The organism is Desulfovibrio sp. JY (assembly GCA_021730285.1).
GTDB lineage: Bacteria > Desulfobacterota > Desulfovibrionia > Desulfovibrionales > Desulfovibrionaceae > Solidesulfovibrio.
In genome coordinates this window covers 3,389,185-3,403,246 of record CP082962.1, presented here as the reverse complement: position 1 = coordinate 3,403,246, position 14,062 = coordinate 3,389,185, and the positions used below count along the sequence as shown (strand labels likewise).

General features: G+C 63.1%; 16 protein-coding genes. 14 read left to right on the top strand and 2 right to left on the bottom strand.

Features of this window, described 5'->3' with window-relative positions:
* Window positions 1–61: 61 nt before the first annotated feature.
* The 14 genes from lnt to K9F62_15085 all read left to right on the top strand — a co-directional run bounded on the left by lnt (window position 62) and on the right by K9F62_15085 (window position 11,762).
* Window positions 62–1,564: an apolipoprotein N-acyltransferase gene (gene lnt, locus K9F62_15150; GenBank protein ID UJX43219.1), complete on the top strand. Its 1,503-nt coding sequence runs from the start codon at window positions 62–64 to the stop codon at window positions 1,562–1,564.
* Window positions 1,565–1,579: 15 nt separating this feature from the next.
* Window positions 1,580–2,687, top strand: a protein-coding gene (prfB, locus tag K9F62_15145) for a peptide chain release factor 2 (protein UJX40035.1) whose coding sequence is annotated in 2 segments (ribosomal slippage) — window positions 1,580–1,654 and window positions 1,656–2,687 — 1,107 coding nt in all. Because the reading frame shifts where the segments join, the coding sequence is not laid out codon by codon here.
* Window positions 2,677–3,543, top strand: a complete 867-nt coding sequence (locus tag K9F62_15140) for a GGDEF domain-containing protein (GenBank protein ID UJX40034.1) — start codon at window positions 2,677–2,679, stop codon at window positions 3,541–3,543. Before prfB ends, K9F62_15140 begins: the two co-directional genes overlap by 11 nt.
* Before the next feature lie 8 nt (window positions 3,544–3,551).
* Window positions 3,552–4,382 carry a MinD/ParA family protein gene (locus K9F62_15135; GenBank protein UJX40033.1) on the top strand — a complete coding sequence of 277 codons (831 nt, stop codon included), beginning with the start codon at window positions 3,552–3,554 and terminating at the stop codon, window positions 4,380–4,382.
* Between the two features lie 112 nt (window positions 4,383–4,494).
* The gene (locus K9F62_15130) at window positions 4,495–4,770 is read left to right on the top strand and encodes an integration host factor subunit beta (protein UJX43218.1); all 276 of its coding nucleotides are present in this window, start codon (window positions 4,495–4,497) and stop codon (window positions 4,768–4,770) included.
* A gap of 7 nt (window positions 4,771–4,777) precedes the next feature.
* Complete coding sequence (locus K9F62_15125; protein UJX40032.1) at window positions 4,778–5,644, top strand: hypothetical protein; 867 nt, start codon at window positions 4,778–4,780, stop codon at window positions 5,642–5,644.
* 34 nt (window positions 5,645–5,678) lie between these two features.
* On the top strand, window positions 5,679–5,825 hold the full coding sequence (locus K9F62_15120; protein UJX40031.1) for a hypothetical protein: 147 nt from the start codon (window positions 5,679–5,681) through the stop codon (window positions 5,823–5,825).
* 21 nt (window positions 5,826–5,846) lie between these two features.
* Entirely contained in the window at window positions 5,847–6,560 is a 714-nt protein-coding gene (locus K9F62_15115) for a hypothetical protein (GenBank protein ID UJX43217.1), read from the top strand.
* A gap of 190 nt (window positions 6,561–6,750) precedes the next feature.
* On the top strand, window positions 6,751–7,524 hold the full coding sequence (locus K9F62_15110) for a prepilin peptidase (protein UJX43216.1): 774 nt from the start codon (window positions 6,751–6,753) through the stop codon (window positions 7,522–7,524).
* Window positions 7,525–7,631: 107 nt separating this feature from the next.
* Complete coding sequence (locus tag K9F62_15105; GenBank protein ID UJX40030.1) at window positions 7,632–7,976, top strand: hypothetical protein; 345 nt, start codon at window positions 7,632–7,634, stop codon at window positions 7,974–7,976.
* A gap of 194 nt (window positions 7,977–8,170) precedes the next feature.
* Window positions 8,171–9,328: an ABC transporter permease gene (locus tag K9F62_15100; protein UJX40029.1), complete on the top strand. Its 1,158-nt coding sequence runs from the start codon at window positions 8,171–8,173 to the stop codon at window positions 9,326–9,328.
* 6 nt (window positions 9,329–9,334) lie between these two features.
* On the top strand, window positions 9,335–10,123 hold the full coding sequence (locus K9F62_15095) for an ATP-binding cassette domain-containing protein (GenBank protein ID UJX40028.1): 789 nt from the start codon (window positions 9,335–9,337) through the stop codon (window positions 10,121–10,123).
* 32 nt (window positions 10,124–10,155) lie between these two features.
* The gene (locus tag K9F62_15090) at window positions 10,156–11,169 is read left to right on the top strand and encodes an MlaD family protein (protein ID UJX40027.1); all 1,014 of its coding nucleotides are present in this window, start codon (window positions 10,156–10,158) and stop codon (window positions 11,167–11,169) included.
* Window positions 11,166–11,762: a PqiC family protein gene (locus K9F62_15085; protein UJX40026.1), complete on the top strand. Its 597-nt coding sequence runs from the start codon at window positions 11,166–11,168 to the stop codon at window positions 11,760–11,762. Before K9F62_15090 ends, K9F62_15085 begins: the two co-directional genes overlap by 4 nt.
* A 533-nt stretch (window positions 11,763–12,295) precedes the next feature.
* On the opposite strand, the gene hydG is transcribed toward K9F62_15085, so the two are convergent.
* Both hydG and K9F62_15075 read right to left on the bottom strand, forming a co-directional pair.
* Window positions 12,296–13,732, bottom strand: a complete 1,437-nt coding sequence (gene hydG / locus K9F62_15080; protein ID UJX40025.1) for a [FeFe] hydrogenase H-cluster radical SAM maturase HydG — start codon at window positions 13,730–13,732, stop codon at window positions 12,296–12,298.
* Window positions 13,725–14,000 carry an iron-only hydrogenase system regulator gene (locus tag K9F62_15075; GenBank protein UJX40024.1) on the bottom strand — a complete coding sequence of 92 codons (276 nt, stop codon included), beginning with the start codon at window positions 13,998–14,000 and terminating at the stop codon, window positions 13,725–13,727. The genes hydG and K9F62_15075 overlap by 8 nt, the downstream gene beginning before the upstream one ends.
* Window positions 14,001–14,062: the final 62 nt, after the last annotated feature.

Below are 14,062 nucleotides of genomic sequence, written 5' to 3'. Positions count from 1 at the left end.
GCATCTTTTCAACCTGTGGCGTCCACAAAGAACCATCGTGACGACAGCTTGCATATTGGCCGTGATCGGCGCCTGGCTCGGTTTCGCCAATCCCCTCTACCGCCTGCCCGTACTGGTCCTGCTGTTTCCGGCCGGGCTGGCGGCGGCCGCCGTAAGGGCCCCATCGCTCAAATCCGCGCTCAAGGCCGGCTGGCTGATCGGGGGGCTCGCCGCCTGCGGCAGCCTGTACTGGACAGCCCTGCCCATCCACGACTACGGCGGCCTGGCCTGGCCGTTGGCCCTGCCCGTGCCGGTGCTGGTCGGCATGGTGCTCGGGCTTTACACCATGGTTTTGGCCGGCCTAACCCGTTTTGGCGCTGACCGGCTGTCTCCGTGGCTGTTCGGACCTTTTTACGCGCTGGCCTGGGCCTGTCTGGAAATGGCCCGGGGCACGCTTTTGACCGGCTTTCCCTGGCTGGCCCTGGCCGGTGCGTTTTCCCCCTGGCCGGCGACCATCCAGGGCGCGGCCTTTATCGGCTCGTATGGCCTTTCCGGCCTGCTGGCCGGTCTTGCCGGCTGGATCGCCGTGTGCGGCCCCGTCTCCCGTCAGGGACTCGTCGCCGTGCTCGTGGCCGTGGGACTTTTTTTCCTGGGCAATAGCCGCCTCGACGAGCCCATTGCCAAGGACGGCACCATCCACGCCACCATCGTCCAGGGCAATGTGGACCAAAGCCGCAAATGGGACCCCGAATCCCAGCGCGACACCGTGGAAAAGTACATCGCCCTGTCGCGGCAGGCCATAAAGGATGCGCCCACCGACCTGCTCGTATGGCCGGAAACCACCATGCCGTTCTACTTCCAGGATCACGGGCCCTTGTCCACGATGCTGATCGATTTCGTGGCCGCATCCAAGGTGCCGGTGGTCTTCGGCGCGCCGGCCTACGAGCGGCGGCCCGAGGGGCCGGTGCTTTTCAACCGGGCCTACCTGCTCATGCCGTCGGGACGCGAAAGCTACTACGACAAGGAGCACCTCGTGCCCTTTGGCGAGTATGTGCCTTTCGGCAAGTACCTTCCCTTCATCCACAAGCTTGTCGAGGGCGTGGGCGATTTCCGGCCCGGCCACGCCGAGAAGCCGCTCGGCGAAGGCAATCTTGCCCTGGGCATGCTCATCTGCTATGAAGCAATCTTTCCGGAACTGGCACAACAGCGGGTGACGGCCGGGGCCAATATCCTGGTCAACATCTCCAACGACTCCTGGTTTGGCGATTCCGCCGCGCCGCGCCAGCATCTCGATGTGGCCCTGCTTCGCGCCGTAGAGCAGGGGCGGGCCATCATCCGCGGCACCAACTCGGGCATTTCCGCCGTGATAGACCCCCGGGGACGCATCATGGCCCAGGGCGGACTTTTCACCACCTTGACCCTGCCATGCCCGGAGGTGCCCATCGTTTCGGAAACGACTTGGTTCCACCGCCACTTCCAGTTGTTGACTTTTGCCGTGCCGGGCGCTTTCCTGGCGCTGTGTCTGATCGCCCTTTTTTCCCGCAATCGCCGCGATGCCGTATCCCCCCGCGGCAAAACCCTCTAAGCGAGCCATCCTTTCATGTTGCAATATTCGGAACTGCGCACCACGGGCACGGAGCTTCTCGAAAAATTCGATGAATTCTGGAGGCGTCTTTGACCTGGAACAGACTAAATCCCGTCTGTCGGCCATCGAGGCCGAACTGGCCAAACCTGGCGCCTGGGATGCTCCCGAGCGCCTGACGCCGGTTTTGCGGGAGAAAAGCATGCTGACCTCCCGGGTCGAAAACGGTGAGAAACTGCTGGCCGCCAAGGCGGACCTCGACGAGTGGCTGTCCATGGCCAAGGAGGACGGCAGCCCGGAGGTCCTCGACGCCCTGGCCGAACAGATCGCCGTGCTTGACGGCGAGTTGGCCGATGCCGAGCTGGCCGCCTTTTTCCGGGCCGAGGACAACGTCGACGCCATCCTGGAAATCCATCCCGGAGCCGGCGGGACAGAGGCCCAGGACTGGGCCGAGATGCTCCTGCGCATGTACCGCCGCTGGGCCGAGCGCAAGCAATTTAACGTCAAGATCCTCGATTACCTGCCCGGCGACGAGGCCGGCGTCAAAAGCGTTACGCTCCAATTTTCCGGCCCCTACGTTTACGGCATGCTCGCCGTGGAAAAAGGCATCCACCGGCTTATCCGCATCTCGCCCTTCGACTCCTCGGGTCGCCGCCACACCTCGTTCGCTTCGGTGGACGTCTATCCCGACGCGGGTGTGGACATCGATATCGACATCAAGGAAGAGGACCTGCGCATCGACGTGTTTCGGGCCTCGGGCCCCGGCGGACAGCACGTCAACAAGACATCCTCGGCCATCCGAATCACCCACCTGCCGACCAACATCGTGGTGCAGTGCCAAAACGAGAAGTCGCAGCATCGCAACCGCGAAACGGCCATGAAAGTCCTCAAGGCCCGGCTCTACGATCTGGAGCTCAAAAAACTCCAGGCCGAAAAGCAGGAAAGCTACGAGTCGAAAAACGCCATCGGCTTCGGCTCCCAGATAAGGACCTACACCATGCAGCCCTACAGACTGGTCAAGGACCACCGCACCGGCGTGGAAATGGGCGACGTCGAGGCTGTGCTCGACGGCGATCTGGACAAGTTCATACGCGGCTACCTGCTGCAGGCCGGCAATGAATCCTGAAAACGGCCAACCGCCCTTCACCACCAGGGAGGAGTTGCTGGCGGAACTGGAGACGTTGCGACGCCTGCTGGCCGACGTGGAAAAGCCCTCCAGCGATGCGGACGGGGACGGCATGATCATCATGCGCCTGTGCTCGGGGCTGTGCCTTGCCGACTGGGAGACCATGAACAGGCAGCGGGACTTTCGGGACTGGCTGGCCCTGCCCCTGCACACCAACCCCCTGCCTTTTCTCGCGCGCATCCAGGAAACGCTCAAGGAGCTGGTCTTCCTCTCCGAACACGACCCCCTGACCAAGCTGTACAACCGGGGAGCCTTCGAGCGCATCCTGTCCGCCGAACTGGTCCGGGCCTACCGGGCCGGCCAGTCCCTGGCCCTGGTGCTGCTCGACGTCGACGATTTCAAGACCGTCAACGACACCTACGGCCATCCCTGCGGCGACAAGGTGCTCGAAAACCTCGCGGCCATGCTGCTGGCCGAGAAGCGCACCTACGACTACGCCGCCCGGATCGGCGGTGAAGAGTTCGCCCTGATCCTGCCGAGCGTGGGTCTGGTGCGGGCGGAAATGGTCGTCAGCCGCGTCCTGGCTGCGGCCCGGGGCATGACGATCCTGTGCGACAACGTGCCCACGCCGCTCCACATCACCATCTCCGCCGGATTGTCCATCACCAAGGGCAAGATTCCCACCACCAGGGAAAAGCTCTACTCCCTGGCCGATGCGGCCCTGTATCAGGCCAAGGCCGCGGGCAAGGACCGGGTCATGGCCGCGCCCATTGCCGACCTGACCGGCCCCCCGGAGAAGACGCTTGTGCGCGCGGACGAAAAAAGATTTCTTTTTACCGGTTTAACCAAAGGATAAGGCGGCATATGTCCCAAGTCATAAACCCCAGGAGCTCCCTGTCCGTCGCCATTTTGAGCGGCAAGGGAGGCGTGGGAAAAACCAATCTCGCGCTCAACCTGAGCTATGCCCTGTTCCGCGCCGGGCACAAGGTCCTGCTCATGGATTTCGACGTGGGACTGGCCAATGTGGACGTGCTGCTCGGCCTGTCGCCGGAAAAAAACCTGCAGGACCTCTTCCGCCCCGAAATCAAGGCCGAGGAGGTCATGCTGTCCGTGGAAGAAGGCGGCTTCGACTTCCTGCCGGCGGCCAGCGGCGTGCCCGAACTGCTGGAAATGGACGACGACATGCGCGAGATCCTTTTCCACAAGCTCAACAACGCCTTTGGCGACTACGATTACCTCATGCTCGACCTCGGGGCCGGCATATCCCAGACCGTGCTCTCCGTTGCCGCCATGAGTCATGTGCATGTACTGGTGGTCACGCCCGAGCCCACGTCCCTGACCGACTCCTACGCGGTCATCAAGGTGCTCCATTCCCAGTACGGGATTTCCGACTTCCACGTGCTGGTCAATCAGGTGGGCAGCGCCGCCGACACCAAGGCCACCTATGGACGCCTGGCTTCGGCCTGCCAGCATTTCCTGGGATTTACCCCGGAACTGCTCGGCGGCGTTCGGTCCGACCCGTCCCTGCCCGACGCGGTGCGCCGCCAGATACCGCTGTTGCGCCATGCGCCCAGGTGCCCGGCAGCGCAGGATATTTTGGCCAGCGCCGTCAAGCTGCACCGCATCCGGCAATCCCGCCAGGAGGCCTTGCAAAGCATGCCGGTGCTGGGAAAACTTCCCCATTCCCCGAAGTAGCCCTTGACGAAGGGCATCATTTTTCGGCAATGGTATGAAATAGATGGACGATTGCTCGACCGTCAGCATCCGGCGGCACCCGGTCAACCGTCAACAGCGCGAGGACACCGCGATGAACAAAAGCGAACTCATCAAAACCCTGGCCGAAACCAAGGACCTGCATATCGATGAGGCGGCGGACATCGTCAATGCCTTCGTCGATTCCGTCAAGCAGGCGCTCATAAACGAAGACCGCGTGGAAATCCGGGGGTTCGGCAGCTTCAAGCTCAAAGGCTACAAAGGCTATACCGGCCGCAACCCCAAATCCGGCGACGTGGTCACCGTGGCCCCGAAAAAGCTCCCGTTTTTCCGCCCCGGCAAGGAACTCAAGGAATACCTGAACAAATAGGCTCCCCATGCGATCACTGCGTTTTTTTCTCCTGAGCCTGGTCCTTATGGTTCCGGCGATCCGGCCGGCTTTTGCCGCCGATCCCGTGCTGACCATCCTGTTTTCCGGCAACACCTACGGCTACTACGATCCCTGCCCCACCTGCGGCCCCGAGAAGCTCGGCGGCCTGGCCCGGCGCGCGACCTACATCCACACCCTGCGCACCCAGCCGCCCACGGCCGGCAAGACCCTGGTCGTGGCCGGGGCCTGGGAGTTTCTGCCCGAAGTTGCGGCCGCCCCGCCCGAGCCCGAAAAGCTTCCTGTCGTGGCCAAGGCCCACGAGCGCCTGGGCTATGACGTCATGGCCGTGACCCCGGCCGAGGTGAAGGTCCTGGCCGACCACAAGGCCGCCGTGCCCCAGGGTGCGGTCGTCCTCGGCCAGGAACCGACCACGAGGATCATGACCATCGGCGGCAAGGCCGTGGGGCTCGTCTTTTTCCCCATGCCCGCCGATGTGAGCGCCCCTGTGCCGGACAAGCTCATGGACGCCGTGGCCAAGGCGGCGGCCGGGCTGCGCGGCAAGACGGCCCTGGTCGTCGGCATCAGCCCCTGGGGGGCCATCGACGAGGAAGCCTTCATCAACACCCGCGTCGGCGCGGTGGATGTGCTGCTCGGCAGTGGCGGAGGCTCGGGCTTTCCCTCCCGGACCTCGAAGAACGGCAAAACGCTGTGGACCCGGGCCTACATCAAGGGCAAGACGATCAACCGGCTCGACCTGTTCGCGTTGCCCGGCGCGTCCGGCTTCACCTGGAAGGTTGGCGACAACTTCATGGCCAAGGTCCAGCCCCTGGACGCGGCCTTTCCCCAGGACGAAGCCATCGAAAAGCTGTTCTGATCCGACGTCCCACACCGTCTGAAAAGGTTTTCCCGTGCTGCAAACGATATTGCGCGCCGTCCTGGCCGCCGTGCTCCTGATTTGTGCCCAGGCCACCCCGCCCGCCCGGGCGGCCGAGCCCGTGCTCACCATCCTTTTTACCGGCAACACCTACGGCAACGTCGCGCCGTGCCCCTCCTGAGGCGGCAAGCTCATCGGCGGGCTGGCCCGGCGGGCCGCCTTCATCAAAACCCTGCGCAACGCCCCGTCGCTGCATGACAGGCTGTTGCTTCTGGCCTGTCCCTTCGAGGTCCTTCCCGACTACGATCTGGAAGCCAAACCCGATCCGCGAAAGATGCCCGGCATGGTCACGGCCCTGAATATGATGGGCTACGACGCCGGGGCGCTCACCCCCGACGAGGCGGCCTTTCTCAAGAAATCCGGCGCGCCCCTGCCCGCCGCCTTCACCGTTCTTGCCACCGCCCCCCAAACGAAGCTGGTGACCCTTGGCGGGGATACCATCGGCATCGTCTTTTTCCCACCCTCGCCCGACCCGAAAAAGCCGGCTCCGGCCGCCATCGGCGACGCCGTGGCCAAGGCGGCCAAGGCGCTTCGGGACAAGGCCCGCCTCGTCATCGGCCTAAGCGGCCTGGGCATGGGCGACGAAAAGGCCTTCCTCGAAGCCCACCCCGGCACCCTGGATATCCTGCTCGGCAGCGGCCCCAACGCCGGTAACGCCGGGCAGCCCTCGGCCGACGGCAAGACCCTATGGGCCCGGACATACATCAAGGGCAAGACCATAAACCGCCTGGATCTGTTCGCTCTGCCCGGCGGCCCGGACTTCGCCTGGAAACCCGGCCAGACCTACAAGACCTCGGTCATCTCCCTGGACGAGCGCTATCCCGCCAACCCGGCCGTGGAAGAGCTTTTCCAATAGCCGCCCTAAAGAATCCGGGGGAAAACTTTGTCTTACGAAAAGTTTTCCCCCAGGCCCCCTTTCCAAAGACTTTTAATAATAATATCATGTTATCCATCAACCACGTGCAACGATAAAAAATTTAGGAAGGGGAGAGCGCGAGAGGGGAGAACCCTTTTTAAAGGGTTTCCCCTCTCGCACCTTCATGCCTATGCTTTTTTTCCCTTACCTCTTCCCCACAGCCGCCGGGGTGCTGGGTCTTGTGCTCGGCAGTTTTTATTCGGTGTGCGTGTCGCGGGGCATCGCCGGCACATCCATTGTCCGGCCGCCGTCGCACTGTCCGCGCTGCGGCCACAGGCTTCGCTGGTGGGAGCTGTTGCCGGTCGTAAGTTATGTGCTGTTGCGGGGACGCTGCTCGTCCTGCCGGAAGCGCATTTCCCCCCTCTACCCGCTTATCGAGTCGGCCTCGGCGGTCTGGGCCGTGCTGGCGGCCCTGGCCTTCGGCCCAGGCTGGTGGTTTCTCGCCTGCCTGGCTTTGGGCGGACTTTATATCGTGGCCTCGGGCATCGATTTTCAGGTCTATCTGCTGCCCGACGTCCTGACCTACCCGGCGGGGGCGCTCGGCATCACCATGGGCATCCTGCATCCCGGCATAGGGCTATATCCGGCGCTTATCGGCGCGGCGGCGGGATTCGGCGTCTTCTGGCTGCTTGCCGCCGGCTACCGGCTGGCCAAGGGCGTGGACGGCCTGGGCGGGGGCGACGTCAAACTCATGCTCTCCATCGGTGGCGTGGTGGGCGCCCTCGGGCTGCCCTACGCGGTGCTCATCGGTTCCGTGGCCGCACTTTTGGCCAGCCCGTTCTTCATCCTGGGCCGCGGCAGGCAGCGATCCATGCCCATTCCCTTTGGTCCGTTTCTCTGTTTCGGGGGCATGGTGCAGATGCTTTACGGCCCGGCCATCTTCCGTCTGCTGCTCGGGCACTAAGGATTTACGCGCAATGCAACGTCGGGCTGGCTTTTTGCCACCGGACCATGCTAGGCATATCCTGACGAATCTGTGTATCCCGCATCCATCAACAGAGGGAGGAAGCCATGTCACGCCGCGTCATCTACCTTTTTCTGGCCGCAACGGCTCTGCTGGGTCTCGTTGCGGGCTGCGCCCCACTCAAACCCGCCTCGCCTTCCATGTTCTACGGCAACTGCATTACCCCCCCCGGATCGGACCCCTGCGGTTCCGATATGAACATCTGTCAGCAGTTCGACAACGTCATTTCGCAGAAATACGCCACCTCCGGGGCCTGCCGTACGGCCTGCAACCAGGTCTACAATCACCTCTACTTTCAGGGGTACGACATGCAGGATTGCGGGTACATGCTTGATCGCGGCAGCGACCTGTGCGACCAGGAATGCCTGCGCCAGTATCCCGCAAAAAAATAACGCCCGTAAAATACCTCGGCCAAAGGACACGGCGCGCTGCCGAAGCAAGGCGGCGCGCCTGTTCCGCCAAGATCATCCAGGGCGGGCAGAGCCGAAACCGACACCTCCGACATCAGGTTGTCGCTTGACAGTTGCCTGTTTCCATTGGATTTAAACCGGGTCCAAAAACAGATTCCCCCACGGCTTGCCTTGCCATGACACACTCCCCGCTTCCCAGCCCTCCCCCCGACGCCCCGGCCCGCAGTATGGCCGAGTCGAACGGTGTGCTCACCCTGACCTTTTCCGGGACATGGCGCATCGACAGGCCGTTCCCCGATCTTTCCCCGGTCCGGGCGGCCCTGGCCAAAACGCCGGCGCCCACGGGGCTGGCCTTTGAAAGCGCCAAGGTTACGGATTGGGACAGCCGTTTTCTGACCCAATGCCGCGCCATCCTAGCCCTGGCCAAGGCCCATGGCGTCGAACCCGACTTGTCCGGCTTGCCCTCCGGCGCGAAAAGCCTGCTGGAACTGGCCGAAAAAGTGCCCGAACGCCAGGGAGCCGCCCGCAACAAAGCCCGGACGCCGTTTCTCGCCCAGGTGGCCGACCTGGCCCTCGGCGCCTGGCAGGGCGTGCACAACCTGCTGGAATTCCTCGGCGACGTCACTCTGGCCTGCCTTGCCCTGGCGCGCGGCAAAGCCGTATTCCAGCGTTCGAACCTTTGGGCGCTCATCTACCAGGCCGGCGTCGAGGCGCTGCCCATCGTCTCGCTCATAAGCCTTCTGGTCGGCCTGATCCTGGCCTTTGTCGGCGCCATCCAGCTTTCCCAGTTCGGGGCCCAAATTTACGTTTCCACCATTGTCGGCATCGCCATGGTCCGGGTCATGGGCGCGATCATGACCGGCATCATCATGGCCGGCCGCACCGGCGCGGCCTACGCCGCCGAGCTCGGCACCATGCAGGTCAACGAGGAAATCGACGCGCTGCGCACCTTCGGCTTCTCGCCGACGCAATTTCTGGTCCTGCCGCGGATGATCGCGCTGGTGCTCATGATGCCCCTCTTGTGCGTCTATGCCGACATCATGGGCATCCTCGGCGGTTTTATCGTCGGGGTGTTCATGCTCAAGATCAACCCCGTCCAGTACCTGACCCACACCTGGCAGTCCGTACCCCTGGCCAATTTCTGGATCGGCATGGTCCACAGCACGATCTTCGGGGTGCTGGTGGCCATGGCTGGCTGCTACCGGGGCATGCGCTGCGGCAGGAGCGCCCTGGGCGTCGGGCAGGCCACCACGGCGGCCGTGGTCACGAGCATCCTGGCAATCATCATCGCCACGGCCATCATCACCGTGTCCTGCAACATCATCGGCGTGTGAGGCCCCATGGACGCAACGACAACCTCCACCCCGACTCCCGCAGCTAGCGAAAAGCCGGCCATCCGCGTCGAAAACCTGACCATGGCCTACGGCGACTTCGTCATCATGCGCGAGCTGAATTTCACGGTGAACAGGGGCGATATCTTCATTATCATGGGCGGCAGCGGCTGCGGCAAATCCACGCTGCTGCGCGTGCTGGTCGGGCTCAAGGAGCCCGCCGTCGGCAAGGTGTTCTATCGCGAGGGCAGCCTCTGGGACGCCACGCCCGAGAACCGCGACACGATCCTTCGCCGCACCGGCATCCTCTACCAGTCCGGCGCGCTTTTCAGCTCCATGACCCTGGCCGAAAACATCAGCCTTCCCTTGTCGCAATACACCAAGCTCAAACCGAAAGAGATCCGCGAACTGGCCTCCCTCAAACTGGCCCTGGTCGGGCTGGCCGGATTCGAGGACTTCTACCCTTCGGAAATAAGCGGCGGCATGTGCAAACGGGCCGGGCTGGCCCGGGCCATGGCCCTTGACCCGGACATCCTGTTTTTCGACGAGCCGTCGGCCGGCCTCGACCCGATCAGCGCCCACCTGCTCGACGAACTCATCATGGAGCTGCGCGACAGCCTGCGCGCCACCTTCGTGGTCGTCACCCACGAACTGGCCAGCATTTTCGCCATCGGCAACAATTCCGTTTTCTTAAACGTCGAGACCCGGACCATGAGCGCCAGCGGCGATCCCAAGGAACTCCTGGCCCATACAACCGATCCCAACCTGCGCCACTTTCTTACCCGGGGCCAGGAATAACGGCCTCGCGGCCAGGACACAAAAAAGCACCCATGAGCGCCAAAACCAACAAAACCCTGCTCGGCCTGTTCGTCCTCGGGGCCCTGGCCCTGGCCCTCGGGGCCATCGTGGCTCTGGGCTCGGGCATGTTTTTCACGCAAAAATACAGCTGCATCATGTTCTTCCCCAATTCCGTCAGCGGACTCGAAGTCGGCGCGCCGGTACTTTTCCGGGGAGTTCCCATCGGCTCGGTCACCGAAATCAGCATCGAGGCCGATCCCACCCGGCTGCACTTCTTCATCCCCGTGGTGGTGGAAATCATGGGCGGCAAGATCAAGATCATCCACGACAAGGGCATGCAGAAGGGGCTTCAAAACCTGGCCCAGGCGCGTGATGAAGGCTCGGAAACGCTGCTGACCCAGTTGATCGACAAGGGCCTTCGCGCCCAGCTCATTACCCAGAGTTTCGTGACCGGCCAGCTCGCCGTTTCCCTGGACCTCATGCCCGATACCCCCGTACGCTTGGTCGGCAACACCAACCTGCCCGAAATCCCCACCGTTCCCTCGACCTTCGAAAAGCTGACGGAAACCATCAAGCGCCTGCCCCTCGAGGAACTGGTCAACCGGCTCATCAGTGCGGTTTCGGGCTTCGAGCAGCTCATCAATTCGCCTGAAGTCAAAGCCATTCCCGGCAAGATCGACACAGCCCTCACCAACGGCGGCGACATCCTGACCGAAATCCGCGGCAAGGTGGGCCCCCTGGCCCAGAAGCTCGACCAGGCCCTCCAGAACTACTCCGACCTGGCCAAGAACCTCGACCGCCGCAGCGAAGGCCTGAGCTCCTCGGCCAAGGGCGCGATCCAGTCCCTGGACGCCACCCTCAAGGACGGTCGCAGCGCCATCGGCAATTTCCAGAAAATCATCAACTCCAACTCGCCGACCGTTACGGACCTCAACCGGGCCCTGGGCGAAATTGCCAACGCCGCCCGGTCCATCCGCGAACTGGCCAATTTCCTCGAACGCCACCCCGAAGCCCTGATCCAAGGCAAGGGAGGACCCCGCAAATGAGCCTTCGCCCCCGTACCCTCACCGCCGCCGTGGCCGTCGCCGCCTGCTGCCTGCCGCTTTTGACGGGCTGCGGCAAATCCGCGCCCACCCACTTCTTTTCCTTGAGCAATGCGGCCCAGGAAAAAACCGCGCCCGTAACAGGGCCCTGCCAGTCCATCGGCATCGGTCCCGTGGATTTCCCGGCCTACCTCGACCGCGCCCAGATCGTCACGCGCCTGGGGCCCAACCAGATGCACCTGGCCGAATTCGACCAATGGGCCGAACCGCTGCGCGACAACTTCCAGCGGGCCCTGGCCGAAAACCTCGGCATGCTGCTCTGCGCCAAGCCCCTCGTCACCTACCCATGGCCCGTGGGCGGACACCCGGACAAGCAGATCGTTATCCAGGTCGCCCGCTTCGACGGCACACTCGGCCAGAACGCCACCCTGCGCGCCAGCTGGTCCGTGGTCGACGCCGACGGCAACAACCTCGCCTGGCGCAGCGTCGAATACCAGGAAGCCACCACCGGCCCGGGCTACGCCGACCTCGCCGCCGCCCAAAGCAAACTCGTGGAGAAATTCGCCAAGGACGTCGCCGATACGTTGCGGCAGTAGGCGAACGAAGACGTAACGGAGACGAAGAGGCGGGGGCTCTGCCCCCGCACCCCCGCCGGGAGGCCACGGGCCCCCCGGTCCCCCCAACCGGTGTGCTTTGGTCGGGCGGAATCTCGGGTTGTGCGCGGTCAGGCGGAGAGTGGAGAAGATGGCGGCGGAATTTGTCGGGACGATGCCGCCGCTTCGCGGCAGGCTCGTCCCAAGCAAATTCCGCCGCCACCACGCCGGTCGCCCCAAGGGGGCGACATTCAGAAAACTCTCTTCTTCCAGAAAACTATCTTCTTCTTAAAATGCGGCGCTTCGCCGCTGGCGTGGTTGTTGCCGCAATCGTGTCCGGCGTCGAGGCGCTTTTGCGCCTCGTGCCGCCGGGCCGATTGCGGCAACAAAAAAGATCAACCCAATCGTCGTCACCCCACCGCCGTCCCACCCGGCAAAGCGTAACGGGGGGACCGGGGGGCATCAAGCCCCCCGGCGGAGGGGTCCAGGGGAGGCAGCGCCTCCCCTGGCCGCCAGAGGCAACCCGTCAACCGCCGCTAGAAAAACAAATCGCGGCGCCCGCACTCGATGTCGTTCAAACGTTGGATGGTCAGGTCGCGGATACCTTCCTTGGGGATGGTATCCAGGGCTTCCTTGATGCGTTCTTCGCCGACGGCCTTGGTTTCCGGATCGGCATAGTCGATAAGGTATTCCTTGAAGGTAAGCAGCGCGTTCGGCAGGCAGACGTTCTGGATGGCGCCGACCTTGGCCAGGGACATGAACCGGTCGCCGGTGCGGCCTTGCCGGTAACAGGCGGTGCAGTAGCTGGGCACGTAGCCGCGCTGGCACAGCATCCGGATGATTTCGTTGGGGGAACGCTGGTCGCTTGGCTCGAACTGTTGGCCGTTGTTGGTGTTGTGGGTGGATTCGTGTTCCACGACGACCTTCTGGTAGCCGCCCACGCCGGTGCAGGAGCCGGCACTGATCTGGGAGATACCACAGTCGATGAGTTCGTCGCGGAAATCCGGGTCCTCGCGGGTGGAGAGAATCATACCGGTGTAGGGGACGGCAAGGCGGATGGTGGCGATGATCTTTTTGAAATCCGGGTCCTCGACGAGATAGGGGAAGGTGTCCAGGTTGACGGCTCCGGCCGGGCGCATACGGGGCACGGAGATGGTGTGGGGTCCGACGCCGAACGTTTTTTCGAGGTGTTCGGCATGCAGGAACATGGCCACGGTTTCGTATTTCCAGTCGTAGAGGCCGTAGAGCACGCCGATGCCTACGTCGTCGATGCCGGCGGTCTGGGCGCGGTCCATGGCGGTGGTGTGCCAGTTGTAGTCGTGCTTGGGGCCGGAGGGATGCAGCTTGGCGTAGGTTTCGCGGTGGTAGGTTTCCTGGAACAGGATATAGGTGCCGATTTCGGCGGCCTTGAGCTTCTGGTAATCCTCGATGGTCGTGGCGGCGATGTTGATGTTGACGCGGCGGATGGAACCGTTGCCGTCACGGATGCTGTAGATGGCTTTGATGGCGTCGGTGATGTATTCGATGGGGTTGTTTTTCGGATCCTCGCCGGCTTCCACGGCCAGACGCTTGTGCCCGAGCGATTCGAGGATTTCCACTTCGCTTTTGATTTCGTCCATGGTCAGGCGTTTGCGCAGCTGGTCCTTGTTGCTGCGCTTGTAGCCGCAGTAGACGCAGTTGTTGACGCAAAAGCTCGACAGGTACAGGGGCGCGAAAAGGACAATACGCTTGCCGTAGATGGCTTCCTTGACCGTTTTGGCGGCCTTGTACATGGAATCGAGCAGGTCCGGGTCGTCCACTTCGAGCAGCACGGCCACTTCCTCGGCCGTAAGCCCCTTGTACTCGAGCGCCTTCGTGATGATGGCGGACACGGCGTCCTTATCCTTGGAAGCCGTCTTGGCGGCCGCCAGCGCGGCGGCGATGCGATCTTCGTCGATGAATGCGTCGGAGGTACGCTGGGATTCGTCAATCATGGTCTTGCTCCTTGTGCAAGGTCTTGGTCGTGAGCGCGGATTTGACTGTCACGCCGGGGAGATTCCCGAGCTTGCCTGTTAACGAACCGATCTCGTCGGTTGTGCCCTCGATGATCAACGACATGACGCCAACCTGGTATTCCGGCTTGGGAATGCCCATGCGGCCGAGAACGAGGTGGCCGTGGTCGCTGATGATGGCATTGACCTTTTCCGAAACATGCTTGGGCTCTTCGATGACGATGCCGACCACGCCGATGCGTCTGTTCATGTCCACCCTCCCCGGGCAATAAAAAAAGCCTTCGAACGCCGAGGGCGTAAGAAGGCTTGGCA

Excerpts from the sequence above, each read along its gene's own strand:
- K9F62_15140 (UJX40034.1), top strand. The coding sequence starts at position 2,677 with ATGAATCCTGAAAACGGCCAACCGCCCTTCACCACCAGGGAGGAGTTG.
- K9F62_15135 (UJX40033.1), top strand. The coding sequence starts at position 3,552 with ATGTCCCAAGTCATAAACCCCAGGAGCTCCCTGTCCGTCGCCATTTTG.
- K9F62_15130 (UJX43218.1), top strand. The coding sequence starts at position 4,495 with ATGAACAAAAGCGAACTCATCAAAACCCTGGCCGAAACCAAGGACCTG.
- K9F62_15125 (UJX40032.1), top strand. The coding sequence starts at position 4,778 with ATGCGATCACTGCGTTTTTTTCTCCTGAGCCTGGTCCTTATGGTTCCG.
- K9F62_15110 (UJX43216.1), top strand. The coding sequence starts at position 6,751 with ATGCTTTTTTTCCCTTACCTCTTCCCCACAGCCGCCGGGGTGCTGGGT.
- K9F62_15105 (UJX40030.1), top strand. The coding sequence starts at position 7,632 with ATGTCACGCCGCGTCATCTACCTTTTTCTGGCCGCAACGGCTCTGCTG.
- K9F62_15100 (UJX40029.1), top strand. The coding sequence starts at position 8,171 with ATGACACACTCCCCGCTTCCCAGCCCTCCCCCCGACGCCCCGGCCCGC.
- K9F62_15095 (UJX40028.1), top strand. The coding sequence starts at position 9,335 with ATGGACGCAACGACAACCTCCACCCCGACTCCCGCAGCTAGCGAAAAG.
- K9F62_15090 (UJX40027.1), top strand. The coding sequence starts at position 10,156 with ATGAGCGCCAAAACCAACAAAACCCTGCTCGGCCTGTTCGTCCTCGGG.
- K9F62_15085 (UJX40026.1), top strand. The coding sequence starts at position 11,166 with ATGAGCCTTCGCCCCCGTACCCTCACCGCCGCCGTGGCCGTCGCCGCC.
- hydG (UJX40025.1), bottom strand. The coding sequence starts at position 13,732 with ATGATTGACGAATCCCAGCGTACCTCCGACGCATTCATCGACGAAGAT.
- K9F62_15075 (UJX40024.1), bottom strand. The coding sequence starts at position 14,000 with ATGAACAGACGCATCGGCGTGGTCGGCATCGTCATCGAAGAGCCCAAG.